We start from the raw sequence: 15,235 nt of genomic DNA on the forward strand, positions 1-15,235 counted from the left end.
GCCTCTCGTAGATATTCAGATTTACTCAGTAACCATCCGTCGGGGATTTAACCGCGTCTTTTGCCTTGGTTCCGTTTTTAAACATCATCTCCTGCACGGTTTCGTTGGTTAACAACAGCACCGCTCCCGCGCCGATCAGCGCCCCTTTCCAAAACTCCGAATCCTCCAGATTCAGCATTTTGCTTAAGCCCGATAGCTGCGTATTGCCTTGCGAAAGATCCTGAATCCACTGGCCAATGCCGGCCTGTGGCGGCGCAACGGCGGAATTGTTCTGTGGGTAGGCGGCTTGCGCAGCATAGGCCCCAGGATGGGGATGCGGTGCATACGGTGGATGCGGATAGCCCGGATGATACGGTGGCGGATAAGGTGCATATGCCGCCGTGTGCGGATGGTAGGCCGGATGTACATGCGGCGGCATATGAGGATGCCCTGGGTGGGCCGCATAATGCGGATAAGGTGGTGGCGGTGCGTAAGCTGGCCCTGCCGCCCCATAAGGCGCCGAGGCATACGCACGCGGATCATGCGCCTGATGCATCGCTTCCGCCTGCGCTTTTGTTTCTTGATCCGCCGAGTTCTCGCTGTATTTTTCGCTCATGGAAATCCTTGTTTATTTCGTTTGCTGAATAAGAAGCCAATAAGCCATAAAGAAACATTAAAAACGATGACATTATTACGAATAATTATCATTAAAGTCAACGCTTGCAAAAAGTCTCTAAATATCCGAAAGCTCTGGGGTGCCCGCAGGGTGCCTCAAAAAAACGCTCAGGGCGCCGAGGCGATGGGTAAGTCCCAAAAGCCGATTGAGCATCAAGATACATGCCCCTGTCGATGCCTTGGATAACCCTGTGCGGCTGGTGATCACCCCAGACCACGCCCTCTGTGTAGGGGACTGCCCCGGCATAGTAATTTGCCGTCATCTGTCACTACATCGGCTGCTGTCATTAAGCAGAAATAGATAGCAAATACAATTCAGCCTTTGTTTTATCTCGACAGGAGGGGTGTGATGCTTAAGAAGCTGTTTGGAAACTACCGCCTCAAGCCAAGCGGTTAGCCATCAGTCGACTCATTGCGAGATAAATCCAGGCTTCGCTGCTCGACATCAAGCGCTCGTAGTCCTTGCTCAGACGGCGTGAGTGGTTCAGCCAGCCAAAGGTCCGCTCAACAACCCAGCGTCGCGGCAACAAAACAAACCCTCGGCGCTCCTTGGGACGCAAGACCCCCGTCAAGACGAAACGAAAGCGCTGGGCAACCCAGTCAACCAGGCGTCCACTGTAGCCGCCGTCAACCCAGATTTTGCGCAGCTTTTTGCAATGACCGGGGAGATGGCGCAGGAGTTGGCGCGCCCCATCACGGTCTTGCACGCTGGCGGCAAAGTCCGTTGATCTCATCACGCAGCGCGCCCGCCAGGCCATGGCGTTGGAGCCGGTGACGGAACTTGCACATGGTACTGCTCCTAAAAACCTAAACAAAGTTGCTGATGCGATTTTTAGGCACTTCGCTCTCCGTTGATAACACCCTTGCGGGCGAGCAACTGGAGTCCTGGTTGAGCAGTCCCAACCGAATGGCCGGTCAACACCGGCAACCATGGGCGGTTTCAGCCGTCGAAACCCAGCTTGCGCCATAAAACGTGGACCTCGGCGTTCATCCCGAACAGAGAACAACTTTTGCGATCCGACTTCGAACCCCGAACATGGGAACGCGAAACCTTCCCGCCTTTGTAATAACCTATCTACAATAGAGAATTCTTATAAACAATGAAGAAAAAATCAAGAACTGTTTTTTGCTCTCCTCGGGGATGGCCTCCACCGGGGCGTCCCGGCCCGCGAACTCGCGCCGCAGCGGGATATCGTGCAGCGCTTCTTCCATGGCCGGGTCTGCGTAGGCGAACCACTGCGGCATGACGTGGATGCGCCGCATCCTCTCAAGCCCGATCGGGCGGCGTCCATTGCCTGCCTTGGGAGAGTCGGGATCGATCAAGGCCACCCGCCCGGACCGGGCACCACCTCGTTCATCTCGGCCAGAAACGGTGCCTTGCGGGTCTTCTTGGCGTGCTTTACAAAGCCCGAATCGTTCAAGCCCAACTGTTTCATCGTGTGCTCTGTTGCTCCGTGAGGTGGGTTCAGTGTTTATCCCAGGCGGCGGGACTTAATCAGAGGTTCCTTAGAGGATACAATCGGTTGCGCTCCACCCGTGGATCGCGAAGGCCGGCAAAGCACTCTGTCAAACTGGCAGCCATGAGAAACTCCTGAGGTTGTTTCTCGATAGATTGCCGCAACTGCATCTATTTGCAAATTTTTATACGCGCTCGCCCTGCTTCACCACCGAAGCCCAACGCGTCGGCTTCCTCTTCCAACGCTACCAAAGCCTTGCATAACCCACCGGCACCTTGGAGCGCCGAGTTGCACTCGGCAGGTCAGGCAGCCCAGATATGGATTTAAAACCAGCCGACTACAAGTCGGCGCTCCAGATAACCACCCCGGCGCTACGCGCCACCCCTCCTTGAAAAGGAAGGGAGTTTTTTAATGCACAGCCGGTGCTCCGCGCTCCCAGAGGTGGTGATCCAAAGTGTTTGGCTTTTGGGTATACTGCAGCGATAGAATTAACTCGGCTGGAGGTTTGCATGTTTCAGGGTAGTATGGTGGCGATGGTGACGCCGATGTATGAGGATGGCTCGCTGGCGTATGCTGAGCTGGATGCGCTGCTTGAGTGGCATATCGCGCAGGGCACGGATGCCATTGTCGCTGTGGGTACTACGGGTGAGTCGGCTACGCTGGATTTTGATGAGCATTGTGCGGTCATTGCGCATGTGGTCAGACAGGTCGCGGGTCGTATTCCGGTGATTGCCGGGACGGGGGCCAATTCAACGAGTGAGGCGATAGCCTTGACATGCTGTGCGCAGGAGGCCGGGGCGGATGCCTGTCTATTGGTGACACCTTATTATAACAAGCCCACGCAGGAGGGCTTGTATCGCCATTTTCGGGCAGTGGCGGAGGCGGTGGCGATCCCGCAGTTGTTGTATAACGTGCCAGGGCGCACGGCGGTGGATTTAAAGCCTGCAACCGTGGCCCGTTTGGCCGAGATCGATAATATTGTGGGCCTGAAAGAGGCGACTGGTGATCTGGAGCGCGCCAAAAGCCTGCTGGATCTTTGCGGGGAGCGCATCACCTTATTGAGCGGCGATGATGCCACGGCGATGGAATTCATCCTGTTGGGTGGCAAGGGGAATATCTCGGTGACGGCAAATATCGCCCCGCAGGCGATGCATGAACTCTGCGCAGCGGCGTTGCAAGGCGATCGGGAATGTGCCCAGCGTTTGAATCAGCCCTTGGCTCCTTTGCATCAGGCTCTGTTTGTTGAATCCAATCCTATTCCGGTGAAATGGGCCTTGCATGAGATGGGGCGCATTTCTGCGGGCATCCGTTTACCCCTGACCCCGCTGTCTGAGCCGCTGCGTGCAGGGCTGTGTGAGGCGATGCGTCAGGCGGGCATCCTTTGAGCCTTCGTATAGTAACCAAACGATCTAAGGCAATCGCCGGGTCGAGTGTGACTTGGCCATTCCGGGGTATTATTTTTCAATGAGAGTCAACGTGCTAAAGCCTGTGTTATTGGCCTGGTTACCCGCTGGCCGCATGGCCCATGCGGTGGTGTTGGGGTCTGCGCTGGGGTTATTGAGCGCCTGTAGTGTATTGCCGGATTTGTCGGATAACAGTTATCTGCAAAGCCGTGAAACCGCCGCGCTGGAGGTTCCGCCGGGTCTGATTGCCCCGGATCAGGACAGTCAGTATCAAATCCCTGAGCGGGCGGATGGGCGCGTTAGCGCCCGCGATACCGAACGCAGTTTGCAGACAGCGGCGCCGGTCATGGGGGTGGGCGGCGTGGGGGTGCAGACGGCGCTGACCGGCGATGTGCCGGGGGTGCGTTTGCGCCGTGAGGGGATGGTGCGCTGGCTTGAAGTTGAGGCTGAGCCTGCGGCGTTGTGGCCGCGTTTGCGCGAGTTTTTCCGGGTGCAGGAGCTGAGCCTGCGCCGTGATGAGCCGCAATTAGGCATTCTGGAGACGGAATGGTTTGAGCGTCCGGCGAATATTCCGCTGGGTACCGGTATCCGGGCAACATTGGCGCGGGTGTTGGGGAATGTCTACGATGCGGGTACGCGTGATCAATTCCGGGTGCGCCTTGAGCCGGAAGGCCAGGGTTTGACGGCGGTTTTTGTCAGTCATCGGGGTGCTGAAGAAGTGGCCGATGGCGACACCTTCCGCTGGCAGGTGCGACCTTCGGATCCGGAGCTGGAGGCTGAGTTGATGTTGCAACTGATGGTCCATCTGGGGCAGGATGCGCGCACCGGACGGGCCGGTTTCGAGGCAAGTCCGGCGGAGAGTTCGCTGGCACGCCTGCATACCTTAAACGGTGAAACCGCCCTGAGTGTAGATGGGCATTTCCTCTCACTGTGGCGTCACTTAGGCATCTCGCTGGATCGGGCGGGGTTGCTGGTGGATGATCAGAACCGCAGCGAGGCTGTGTATTATGTAACTTACCGCCCGGAGCAGGAAGGACGGCGCGGCTTTTTAGGGCGTTTTTTAGGGCGTGATACCCCTGAGCCTTCCCTGGGGGATCAATATCAGGTGCGTTTGCAGCCCGTGGCGGCAACCGAGGCCGAGCGTTTTGTCATCCTGATACGCGATCAGGCCGGAGAGGCCTTGAGCGAAAGCCGGGCGCGTACCTTATTGACCCGTCTGCAAGCGGCACTGGAGCGTTAATCTATACGCGACTGATCCGCAAACGTTGATCCCATGTGCTGATAGGTCGGAGGCGATGGTCCCATGCTTGAAATCAGAATCCACGGTCGCGGGGGGCAAGGCAATGTGGTTGCGGCCTACTTGCTGGCCACGGCGGCCATTGAGCAAGGCCGTTATGCACAGGCCTTTCCGGCATTTGGGGCCGAGCGGCGCGGGGCGCCTGTGGCGGCCTTTGTGCGCATGGACAGCCAGGTCATCCGGCGGCGTTGTCAGGTCAAAACGCCGGATTTTCTGATCATTCAGGACCCGGCCTTGTTGAGCGTGACAGGTACACTGGATGGACTGCGGCCAGATGGGGGGATTTTGGTGAATGCGCAAGATCATCCGCTGTTGGAGACGCTGGGGCATCAATCCCTGATGGCACTGCCCGCCACCGAGCTGGCCCTGGAGCACATCGGCAAGCCGCTGCCCAATACCGCCCTGCTGGCGGCTTTTTTATGCCTGACCGGAATTTTGCCGCTGTCCGCCCTGCAAACGGCCTTGGCAGAACGCTTCAAGGGGGCGGTGCTGAAACGCAATCTGGCGTTGCTTGAGGCGGCCGCCGACACGGTCCAGGCCGGTGCCTGGCAGGAAAAGGTGATACATGCAAGCACTTGAAGGCTCTCAGGCGATTGCCCGCACTGTGGCGCTATGCCGTCCACAGGTCGTGGCGGCCTATCCCATCACTCCGCAAACCCATATCGTTGAAGGCATCGCGTCCCTGGTGGCCGAGGGGCAGCTTGACTGCGAGATGGTCAGCGTGGAAAGTGAGCACTCGGCAGCCTCGGTAGCGCTGGGGGCTGCGGTGGCCGGGGCGCGGGCCTATACGGCCAGTGCCTCGCAAGGCATTTTGCTGATGTCTGAGGTGCTGTATACCATTGCCGGGATGCGGGTACCGCTGGTGATGACCTGCGCCAACCGGGCAGTGTCGGCCCCGCTGAATATCTGGAATGATCATCAAGACTCCATGGCGATGCGCGATGCCGGCTGGATACAGCTCTATTGCGCCAGTAATCAGGAGGCCATTGATACCACCGTACAGGCTTTTTATCTGGCGGAACGCTGTGAATTGCCGGTGATGGTCTGTGTGGATGGTTTTACCCTGACGCATACCCTTGAACCGCTGGCATTGCCCACCCAGGCACAGGTTGATGCCTTCCTGCCGCCCTATCAGTTCGCCCATGCCTTAAACCCGATGAACCCCTGGAGTCTGGGAACCCTGGTGGGACCAGAACATTTTACCGAGGCCCGGCTGGCGCATCATCAGGCCCTGCTGGATGCCCAGGCGCAGATCATCGCGGCGGATCAGGCGTGGGCCGCTGTGTCAGGGCGTCATTGCGGGGGGCTGCTGGAAGTCCGTGGCCGCAGGGATGCGCGCATCGGCATTCTCACCCTGGGGGCGGTACTGGGTACGCTGGAAGATGCGCTGCTGGCTGCCGCCCCTGAAGATCAGGTGCGCTTGCTCAAGCTGCGCAGCTACCGCCCTTTCCCGGCCCAGGCCCTGGCGCAAGCCTGCGCAGATCTGGATACCCTGGTGGTGCTGGAGCGCGCCCTGTCCCCTGGTGCTGGCGGCATTATCGGCCCCGAGGTGCAAGGCGCCCTGGCGGATCTGCCCACCCCGCCCCGCGTACTCAATGTGGCCGCCGGTCTGGGCGGACGCGATATGCCTTTGACGCTCTATGAGCGCCTGCTGCAATGGGCCCGGCAACCGGGACATCCGCCATTTTGCCTGCTGGATGCAGCGGACTGTTGATTCACTACCAACGCCACTCAGGATACGCTTATGCAAGCAACCATGCACACGCTGGCGACGCTGCGCCAACAACAGCCGCGTTTTCGGGGTCTGGAAGCCGGCCATCGCGCCTGTCAGGGCTGTGGCGAGGCGCTCGCCGCCCGCCTGGTCACAGAGGCTGCCGGACCGGATGTGATGATTGCCAATGCCACTGGCTGTCTGGAGGTGTTTACCACGCCCTATCCGCACTCGGCCTGGCGTCTGCCCTGGGTACATGCGGTTTTTGGCAATGCCGCCGCCGTGGCTGCCGGGATTGAGGCGGCGCTTAAACAGCAGCAGCGGGCGACCAAGGTATTGGCTTTTGCCGGTGATGGCGGCACCTTTGATATCGGCTTTCAGGCGCTGTCGGGCATGATGGAGCGCGGCCATGATGTGCTCTTTGTCTGCTATGATAATGAGGCTTATATGAACACCGGGGTGCAGCGTTCCGGCTCAACCCCGCATGCGGCGATGACCACCACCTCGCCCTCCGGCAAGGCTCGCATGGGCAAGCGCCACATGAAAAAAGACATCCTCTCGATCATCAGCGCCCATCACATCCCCTACGCCGCCACCGCTTCAGTCGCCTACCCTTCTGATCTGCGCAAAAAAGTGCGCAGGGGTCTGCTCACGGAAGGCCCCAGCTTTTTGCAGGTGCATGTGCCCTGCCCTCTGGGATGGGGGCATAGCGGCGCGCTGACGGTGGAAATCGCCCGTCTGGCAGTGCAAAGCGGCCTGTTTCCGCTGCTGGAAATGGAGCGCGGTGAGGTCGTCGGAACAATGCCGATTCGCACCCCGCGTCCGGTGGCGGATTATCTGCGCCTGCAGGGACGTTTTGGGCACCTGTTTGGCGAAGATCACCGTGCCCGCAAAGAGCTTGAACACCTACAAGCCTTGGCCAATCGCAATATCGAACGCTTTGCCCTGCGCGGCAGCACCCCTGAGCGTTATGACACCGAGGGTGCTGACACCGTACACCGTGGAGGGGATCGCTGGGCATGAGCCGGGTGTGGCCCAAGGTCACGCGCAGTGTCTTTGCCGGATTGGCGGCCAGCCTGCTGGCGCTTGGCCTGTGGGCCAGCGGCGTGCTGGAAAGCTGGGAGGCCCGCGCCTGGGATATGCGGGTAAGCTGGCTAGCCCAGCCCAGCGCCGCCACCGCAGAGATTGTGCTGGTCTTGCTGGATCAGGCCAGCCTCGACTGGGCCTCCCACAACAGCGGCCTGAGCTGGCCGTGGCCCCGCGAGGTCTATGCCGCGTTGCTGGATTTTTTCCAGGCCGCCGGGGCCAAAGCCATAGCCCTTGACGTATTGTTCCTAGAGCCTTCTGTCTATGGTGTGGCAGACGATCTGCGCCTTGCCCAGGCCCTGGCGCGCTCGCCTAATACGGTGCTGGCCGCCTTTGTGCGTCCGGCTGCAGAGCACACCGCAACGCCCCTCTGGCCAGATCCAGATCGCCCGCTGGCGCAGTCTTTGGCAGATGCCGCAAGCCTTACCCAGGCAACCCCTCAAAATGCCCGCCTGCATCTTCCCATTGCGGAGCTGTTACCCGCCGCCCGTCTGGGCAACGTACAGGTGCGCCCGGATGCCGATGGGATTTATCGGCGGATGCGTCCTTTTGAATCTCTGGAGGCTCACTGGATGCCGAATCTGGCGTTGGCGACCTTTCTGGCCGCCTCCCCGGATCACGCAGAACAGCTGCTGCATCGGCCCATTCCGCTGAGTGTAGAAGGTAGTGCCCTGCTAAATTTTCGCGGCCCTGCGGATACCCATATCGCCTACAGCGCAGCAGCCATTTTGCAAGCCGAACTAGAACGCCGCGCCGGTCAAACCCCAAGCATTGATCCCGCCGTACTGCGCGACAAATACATCCTGTTTGGCTTTTCTGCCCCCGGTCTGCTGGATCTGCGCCCTGTCCCGGTGGGCGGGATTTTCCCGGGTGTTGCGATTCAGGCCACCTTTCTGGATAACCTGCTGGCCAATGATTTCATGCAGCTTAGCCCGCCGGGCGTGAATTATCTGCTGGTGTTGCTGTTAAGCGTCGTGACCGCCGCCCTGGTGAGCCATTTTTCCCAGCCCATCCCCAGCATCCTGCTGGCCCTGTGCGCGCTGCTTAGTCCCGTGTTGTTGGCGTGGTGGTTTTACACACAGGGCTACTGGCTGCCGTGGTTATTATTGACGCTGGCCAGCGGGGGGGCGGTATTTTTTGCCCTGCTGGGCAATTACATTCACGAAGGACGGCAAAAACGCTTCATTCGTCGCGCCTTTCATCAATATCTAAGCCCGCAGGTGATCGAGCAACTCGTGCGCCACCCCGAACGCCTTAAACTCGGTGGCGAGCGGCGTATCCTCAGCATCTTCTTTGCCGACCTGCAAGGCTTTACCACCTTATCCGAGCGCATGGACCCGGAAGCGCTCACCGAGCTGCTCAACGACTACCTCAGCCGCATGACCGACATCATTCAAGGCTATGGCGGCACCGTGGACAAATACGAAGGCGATGCCATCATTGCCTTCTGGAATGCACCGCTGGCGGTGACCGATCACGCCCGCCGCGCCATTCAGGCGGCGCTGGACTGCCAGCGAGCCTTGCAACAGGAACGCCCGCGCTACCAGCAATGGACTGGTCTGGCGCTGCACATGCGCATCGGCATTCATACCGGCCCGGCGGTGGTCGGCAATCTGGGCTCACGCACCCGCTTTGATTACACCATGCTCGGCGATGCCGTCAATCTGGCCTCACGCCTTGAAGGCGTCAACAAGGTTTTTGGTACCGGCATCCTGATTTCACAAGAAAGCTTTGTCGCCGCTGGCGGCGAGATTACCGCCCGCGAGATCGGCAGAGTGCAGGTCATCGGCCGCAAACAGGCCGTGACCATCCTGGAACCCCTTAACGAGACCACCGCCGAACCCCTCCAAACCGCCTTTAGCGCCGCCCTGAAGGCATTCTATGCCGGGGCATTCAGCGAGGCATTAAGCCAGTTCAGCGCTCTGGCAGCCACCGACCCCGTGGCCCGCGCGTATGTGCAACATCTGCAAAGCGTGGTCGCTGCCCCGCCCGCGCACTGGGATGGCGTCTGGGTCATGGCAGGAAAATAGCGATGGCTCCGGGCTTGAGCGGCAATGGTATAAGTTGCCTGCGCCGCGCCTGCCTGCCGCGACGCACGCGGCGCAGGCAGGTGTGTCGCGGTAGCAGTATCGTAGTGCTGCTATGGGTATATCTGGGACTGAGCGGCTGCACCCCGGTGCGCATCCATCCGCCCACGGAGCTTACCCAGCCGCGCAGTGTATTTTTGCTGGATCATGGCCGCCACAGCTCACTGGTTTTGCCCAAACCCGACGGCGGTCTGGTGCGCTATGCCTATGGCGACCGCCATTACTACGCCTATGGTGAAACCACCTGGCGCACCGCCATCGCTGCATTATTCCAGGAAACCCCCGCCGTACTGGGTCGCCGCGACCTGCCCGGCCCGGCAGATGTCCAGCTGCTGGCCTCACAGGTCAAGGTACCGATTGCTGACATCTTCGAGATTTATGTCGAAAACGCCCGCATCGCCGCCCTGTATGCCGAACTGGAGCAACACTTTCAGCGCGCCGCGTCCACCCACTATCGCGCCGCTGTTGACCTGGAATTTGTCCCCCACCCCACCCCCTATCGCCTCACGCACAACTCCAACCAAGTCATCGCCGACTGGCTGACCTACCTGGGCTGTCGCATCGAAGGCCGCCCCATCACCGCCCACTGGCATGTACACCCTGCTCAATAAACACGCCAGATAACCACTGGCCGCTCTGGTCAATGGCGTTTCTGATGGATGCCATGCCCTGCGCTTGGCCGTTGTGCACATTTTTTGCTAAGATCAGCGACCTTTTGAGGTTTTGCAGGCGACATCCAGGGTATCGCATTCACTGAAATCGCGGTTTTCACGCCCTGATGGTCGCCACTTTGGTGCGTCCCTGCCCATTCAGCGGGCGGTATGCATCCCTTCCGTTGAGCAGATTTGCACGCCTGCGGGATCTGCTCATTCATCGCATTTTCCATCACTACAGTCTCTCCAGATAGCACAGCGGAGATTCGGAGGCCTTAATGAACTCAGTTCTTAAGTTTCAATATCCTGCGCATTCACACCGTGAAAGCGCGCCCCCTTTTAAGGTATATACCGAACGTACCTTGCACAAAATTCCGGCACTGGCACGCCTGCCGGAGGCCTTGCGTTTTGAGATTCAGGTGGTTGCCAGCGTGCTGCCCTTTCGGGTCAATGAGTATGTCCTCAATGAGCTGATTGATTGGGATGATCCATACCATGATCCGATGTTTCGCCTGGTATTTCCGCAACGGGAGATGTTAGAGCCCGCAGATTTTGCGCAGATGGCTGCGCTGCATCAGCAACAGGCCAGCCGTGAAGCGATCAATGCGCTGGCCAGCCGTTTGCGCCAGCATCTTAATCCGCACCCCGCCGGTCAGTTAGCACTTAATCGCCCGCAACTGGAAGGCGATACCCTGGAAGGGGTGCAACACAAATACCGCGAAACCGTGCTGTTTTTCCCCACGCAGGGGCAAACCTGCCATAGTTATTGCACCTTTTGCTTTCGCTGGGCGCAATTTATCGGCGATAAAACTCTAAGAATTGCCTCCAATCAGGTGGATAGCCTGCTCGCCTATCTGCGCCAGCATCCCGAGGTGAGCGATGTGCTGATCACCGGTGGCGATCCTTTGGTGATGAAGACCAAGACCCTGGCGCAATATCTGGAACCGTTGCTGCATCCTGAATTTGCGCATATTCAAAGCATTCGCATCGGCACCAAGGCGCTAACATTTTGGCCACAGCGCTTTGTCAGCGATGCCGATGGCCCGGCCTTGCGCGCCTTGCTGGAGCGTCTGGTGCGAGGCGGCAAGCATGTGGCGCTGATGGCGCATTATAATCACTGGCGCGAGATGGAAACGCCGATGGCCGAACAGGCGATTAAGGCGGTGCGCGAGACCGGCGTAGAGATTCGTACCCAAGGGCCATTGCTCGCGCATATCAATGATGATCCTGCGACCTGGGCCCGATTGTGGCGCCGTCAGGTGCATCTGGGTATGATTCCCTATTATTGCTTTGTGCAGCGCGACACCGGGGCACGGCGCTACTTTGAGGTACCGCTGGCGCGTGCTGCCGAGATCTATCGTGAAGCCATGCAACAGGTCTCCGGGCTGGCGCGCACCGCACGCGGTCCGTCGATGAGTGCTGAACCGGGTAAGGTGGAAGTGCAGGGTGTGGCGGAGATTCATGGCGAACGGGTGTTTGTGCTGCGCTTTTTACAGGCGCGCAACCCCGCATGGGTACAGCGTCCGTTTTTTGCCCGCTACGATCCACACGCCACCTGGCTGTCTGATCTCAAGCCTGCCTTTGGGGAAGCGCGCTTTTTCTTTGAGCAGGAATAGCCACGCATCTCGGTGTCTGAGAGGAAAACGCGGCGGCGGCTTCTGGCCGTCGCCACTTATTGCGATTCGCTAAGCAGGCGTTCCAGGACTGCTGGAATCAGTGCATCGCTGGCCTGGCGGGCTTTTAATTCTGCGACGTTGGCTTGCAGGGTGTCGAAGGTGCGCTGGGTTGAACGCGATGGGACCGGAACTGGGACTGCCATCAACTCTGGAGCTTTTAGCGTCTTGTTTCGGGCAGCCGTACCGGGCGCTGCGGCGTCAATCTTTGCAAACCCCTCCGCAGTGGTAAAGCAGTAATCGATGAAGCGGGCAACTGCTTTATCGGCGTTAATCTCACAGGTCAACATTCGATAATGACCAACGCAACCATCATCTTCAGGTTGTGCAATGATAATGGCTTGCCCCAAGCCATTAGTCCAGATAGCGATACATCAGGTCATGGTAGGCATCAATGCGCCGGTCGCGCAGATAAGGCCAGATGCGACGGACTTTTTCGGTCTGGGCGGGATCAATCTGCACCAATAGCACAGCCTCCTGATCGACTTCGGCCTGTACCAGCATTTCGCCTTGTGTGCCGCAGACAAAGCTTGAGCCCCAGAACTGGATGCCTGAGGTCACGCCACTGGGGTCTACCTCAAAGCCGGTGCGGTTACACGCAATCACCGGGACGCCATTGGCGATGGCGTGCGCCCGCTGGATGGTGATCCAGGCGTCGCGCTGACGGGCCTGCTCCTGCGGGTCATCGTCGGGGTTCCAGCCAATCGCCGTGGGATAGATCAAAATCTGTGCCCCGGCCAGGGCCATCAACCGCGCCGCCTCCGGGAACCACTGATCCCAGCAGACCAACACCCCCAGACGCCCCAGTGAGGTATCAATGGGACGAAAGCCCAGATCCCCCGGCGTGAAATAAAACTTTTCATAAAACCCCGGATCATCAGGGATGTGCATCTTGCGATAACAGCCGGCAATCGAGCCATCGCTATCCAGCACCACGGCAGTATTGTGATAAATCCCTGCGGCACGACGTTCAAACAAGGAGCTGACAATCACCAGCTCAAGCTCCTGGGCCAGCGCGCCGAGTTGTTCGGTGGTGGGGCCGGGAATCGGTTCTGCCAGATCAAAATAATCCGGGTTCTCGGTTTGGCAGAAATACAGGCCGGTATGCAATTCCTGCAGGATGACCAGCTGGGTGCCGGTGGTGGCGGCATTACGGATCGCCTCCATGCTGCGCTCAAGATTGACCTCGGGGTCGGCCTCATTGGCTTGTTGGATCAGAGCTATCTTCATCGATGTGCGTATGTGCTAGAAGTTAGAAGGGGCCCAGGCCGCCATTCACAGTGTGTATCAATCAAGCCGGTGGACCTGCGGCAAAATTGCAGTTTAAAACAGCAACGCGTTACAATGCCATGATTTATTTCCCTTCGAGACCTCCCCCATGCGTATTATCCAGGAAGCCCTGACCTTCGACGATGTGCTGTTACTCCCCGCCCATTCTCATGTGATGCCCAAGGATGTGGACCTGAAAACCCAGCTGACCCGCGCCATCAGCCTGAATCTGCCGCTAATGTCAGCGGCGATGGATACGGTCACTGAAGGTCGCCTCGCCATTGCCATTGCACAGGAGGGGGGGGTGGGCATTATTCATAAAAATATGTCGGCAGAGCAGCAGGCTGCGCAGGTGCGCCTGGTGAAAAAATATGAAAGCGGGGTGATCAGCGATCCGATTACCGTTTCACCGGATACGACCATTCGTGAGGTGCTGGCGATTACCCGCGCCCATAATATCTCCGGGGTGCCGGTGGTGCGCGCCAAAGAGCTGTTGGGGATTGTGACCAGCCGTGATCTGCGGTTTGAACCGCGCATGGATGTGCCGGTTTCTGCCATCATGACGCCCAAGGAACGCCTGGTGACGGTGCGTGAAGGCGCCAGCCGCGAGCAGGTACAGCAGCTCTTGCACAAACACCGTATCGAAAAGGTTCTGGTGATCAACGACCGCTTTGAGCTGCGCGGCATGATCACGGTGAAAGACATTCAAAAATCCACAGATTTTCCTAATGCCTGCAAAGACGAACACGGTCGGCTGCGAGTGGGTGCGGCGGTGGGCGTGGGGGCTGGCACGGATGAGCGGGTGGCCGCACTGGTCGCGGCCGGGGTTGATGTGGTGGTGGTGGATACGGCACACGGGCACTCGCAAGGGGTGCTCAATCGGGTGCAGTGGATCAAGCAACATTACCCGGATTTACAGGTCATCGGCGGCAATATCGCCACTGCCGATGCCGCCAGGGCATTGGTAGACGCCGGTGCTGATGGGGTCAAGGTCGGCATTGGACCGGGCTGTTTTGCTGCCGGGACGCGGGTGTTAATGGCCGATGGCTACTATAAAAATATTGAGGCGATCCGCCCCGGTGATCGGGTGATCAACCAGTACGGTGAGCCGGTTAACGTGCGCAAGGCGTGGTGTACTGGCCTGCGCGAGGTGATGCAAATCCGTCACAGTGCCTCGTTGTGGGGCACGCTGGCGACTCCGGATCACCGCTATCTGGTGGAAGAGGCGCGGATCATGGAAGCGACCGCGTTAAGCGAGGATAGCGCCCCTGACGCGCCTTCTGAGTGGCCCGCCCCCCCCGTGTTCTCTCCGCCGCAGTGGCGTGAAATTGGCGAGGTTTCAAAGGGACACGCGCTGTTTCCGGCACAGATCCATTTTGAACTGCCCGCGCAGGTACCGACAGCGCTTGCCGCCTTATGCGGACACCGCAGCGAAAAACATTACACGCTGGGCTATGTTCTGGGCGCATGTCTTAGCGTCGGCGAGGTATTGCCACCAGATACTGAAAACGCAGCGTCCGCCGTCGGCTTTGTACAGTGGACACTGGAACCCTTGCGCCAGCACAGTGCGCTTAAACTGGCCAGCTATGTTGAGCACCTGAGCGCCATTGCCCCCTGCCTGAGCCATCGCGATGATGGGCGCATTGATATTCGTCTTGATTCCAACCTGTGGGCGCAGTCCTTGCGCGACCTGGATCTCCGCGCCTGGGGTGATGCCCTTCCGCCCGGCCTGTTGTGCCATGACACGGCGTATCTGCATGGCCTGTGGGATGGGCTGTTGGAGAGTGCAGGGCGGGTGTATCACGATGGCCGTTGTCATCTGCAAAGCACCGGGCCGATGCTGCTGGAGCTGTTTAATGTCCTCAGCCTGCTGCGCAAACAAACCCTGATGCGCAGCGGCGTTACGAGTTCAGCGACAAGCCCCCACGCGGTGGATCATTATCAT

General features: G+C 59.1%; 12 protein-coding genes and 2 pseudogenes. 9 read left to right on the plus strand and 5 right to left on the minus strand.

Annotated elements, in window-relative coordinates; genetic code table 11:
* Positions 1 to 25 precede the first annotated feature (25 nt).
* From THISIDRAFT_RS08940 to THISIDRAFT_RS14805, 3 genes and pseudogenes are all read right to left on the minus strand, one after another.
* Positions 26 to 595, minus strand: coding sequence for a hypothetical protein (locus THISIDRAFT_RS08940; protein ID WP_006788398.1), 570 nt, complete (start codon positions 593 to 595; stop codon positions 26 to 28).
* Between the two features lie 439 nt (positions 596 to 1,034).
* Positions 1,035 to 1,370: pseudogene (locus THISIDRAFT_RS08945) on the minus strand (transposase); the annotation flags it as partial.
* A 355-nt stretch (positions 1,371 to 1,725) separates the two neighbouring features.
* Complete coding sequence (locus THISIDRAFT_RS14805; protein ID WP_246585366.1) at positions 1,726 to 1,977, minus strand: transposase; 252 nt, start codon at positions 1,975 to 1,977, stop codon at positions 1,726 to 1,728.
* Between the two features lie 643 nt (positions 1,978 to 2,620).
* On the opposite strand from THISIDRAFT_RS14805, the gene dapA reads away from it, so the two are divergent.
* The 8 genes from dapA (at position 2,621) to THISIDRAFT_RS08990 (ending at position 11,964) form a co-directional block, all read left to right on the plus strand.
* Positions 2,621 to 3,496, plus strand: coding sequence for a 4-hydroxy-tetrahydrodipicolinate synthase (gene dapA, locus THISIDRAFT_RS08955; protein WP_006786693.1), 876 nt, complete (start codon positions 2,621 to 2,623; stop codon positions 3,494 to 3,496).
* A gap of 91 nt (positions 3,497 to 3,587) precedes the next feature.
* Complete coding sequence (bamC, locus tag THISIDRAFT_RS08960; RefSeq protein ID WP_159098503.1) at positions 3,588 to 4,754, plus strand: outer membrane protein assembly factor BamC; 1,167 nt, start codon at positions 3,588 to 3,590, stop codon at positions 4,752 to 4,754.
* A gap of 63 nt (positions 4,755 to 4,817) precedes the next feature.
* Entirely contained in the window at positions 4,818 to 5,390 is a 573-nt protein-coding gene (locus THISIDRAFT_RS08965; RefSeq protein WP_006786695.1) for a 2-oxoacid:acceptor oxidoreductase family protein, read from the plus strand.
* A complete protein-coding gene (gene porA, locus THISIDRAFT_RS08970) occupies positions 5,377 to 6,525 on the plus strand; it encodes a pyruvate synthase (protein ID WP_006786696.1) in 1,149 nt (382 codons plus the stop codon). The genes THISIDRAFT_RS08965 and porA overlap by 14 nt, the downstream gene beginning before the upstream one ends.
* A gap of 30 nt (positions 6,526 to 6,555) precedes the next feature.
* On the plus strand, positions 6,556 to 7,545 hold the full coding sequence (locus THISIDRAFT_RS08975; RefSeq protein WP_006786697.1) for a thiamine pyrophosphate-dependent enzyme: 990 nt from the start codon (positions 6,556 to 6,558) through the stop codon (positions 7,543 to 7,545).
* The gene (locus THISIDRAFT_RS08980; RefSeq protein ID WP_006786698.1) at positions 7,542 to 9,638 is read left to right on the plus strand and encodes a CHASE2 domain-containing protein; all 2,097 of its coding nucleotides are present in this window, start codon (positions 7,542 to 7,544) and stop codon (positions 9,636 to 9,638) included. The genes THISIDRAFT_RS08975 and THISIDRAFT_RS08980 overlap by 4 nt, the downstream gene beginning before the upstream one ends.
* Before the next feature lie 2 nt (positions 9,639 to 9,640).
* On the plus strand, positions 9,641 to 10,306 hold the full coding sequence (locus THISIDRAFT_RS08985) for a DUF2459 domain-containing protein (protein WP_006786699.1): 666 nt from the start codon (positions 9,641 to 9,643) through the stop codon (positions 10,304 to 10,306).
* Positions 10,307 to 10,626: 320 nt separating this feature from the next.
* On the plus strand, positions 10,627 to 11,964 hold the full coding sequence (locus tag THISIDRAFT_RS08990; RefSeq protein WP_006786701.1) for a KamA family radical SAM protein: 1,338 nt from the start codon (positions 10,627 to 10,629) through the stop codon (positions 11,962 to 11,964).
* A gap of 56 nt (positions 11,965 to 12,020) precedes the next feature.
* Here THISIDRAFT_RS08990 and THISIDRAFT_RS08995 read toward each other — a convergent pair whose 3' ends face one another.
* Together THISIDRAFT_RS08995 and THISIDRAFT_RS09000 are read right to left on the minus strand one after the other, a co-directional pair.
* Positions 12,021 to 12,371 carry a restriction endonuclease subunit S gene (locus THISIDRAFT_RS08995; protein ID WP_006786702.1) on the minus strand — a complete coding sequence of 117 codons (351 nt, stop codon included), beginning with the start codon at positions 12,369 to 12,371 and terminating at the stop codon, positions 12,021 to 12,023.
* 4 nt (positions 12,372 to 12,375) lie between these two features.
* The gene (locus tag THISIDRAFT_RS09000; RefSeq protein ID WP_006786703.1) at positions 12,376 to 13,251 is read right to left on the minus strand and encodes a carbon-nitrogen hydrolase; all 876 of its coding nucleotides are present in this window, start codon (positions 13,249 to 13,251) and stop codon (positions 12,376 to 12,378) included.
* A gap of 148 nt (positions 13,252 to 13,399) precedes the next feature.
* Between THISIDRAFT_RS09000 and guaB the strand changes: the two are divergent.
* Positions 13,400 to 14,344: pseudogene (gene guaB, locus THISIDRAFT_RS09005) on the plus strand (IMP dehydrogenase); the annotation flags it as partial.
* Positions 14,345 to 15,235: the final 891 nt, after the last annotated feature.

Origin of the sequence: Thiorhodospira sibirica ATCC 700588 (assembly GCF_000227725.2) — a bacterium.
Lineage (GTDB): Bacteria > Pseudomonadota > Gammaproteobacteria > Ectothiorhodospirales > Ectothiorhodospiraceae > Thiorhodospira > Thiorhodospira sibirica.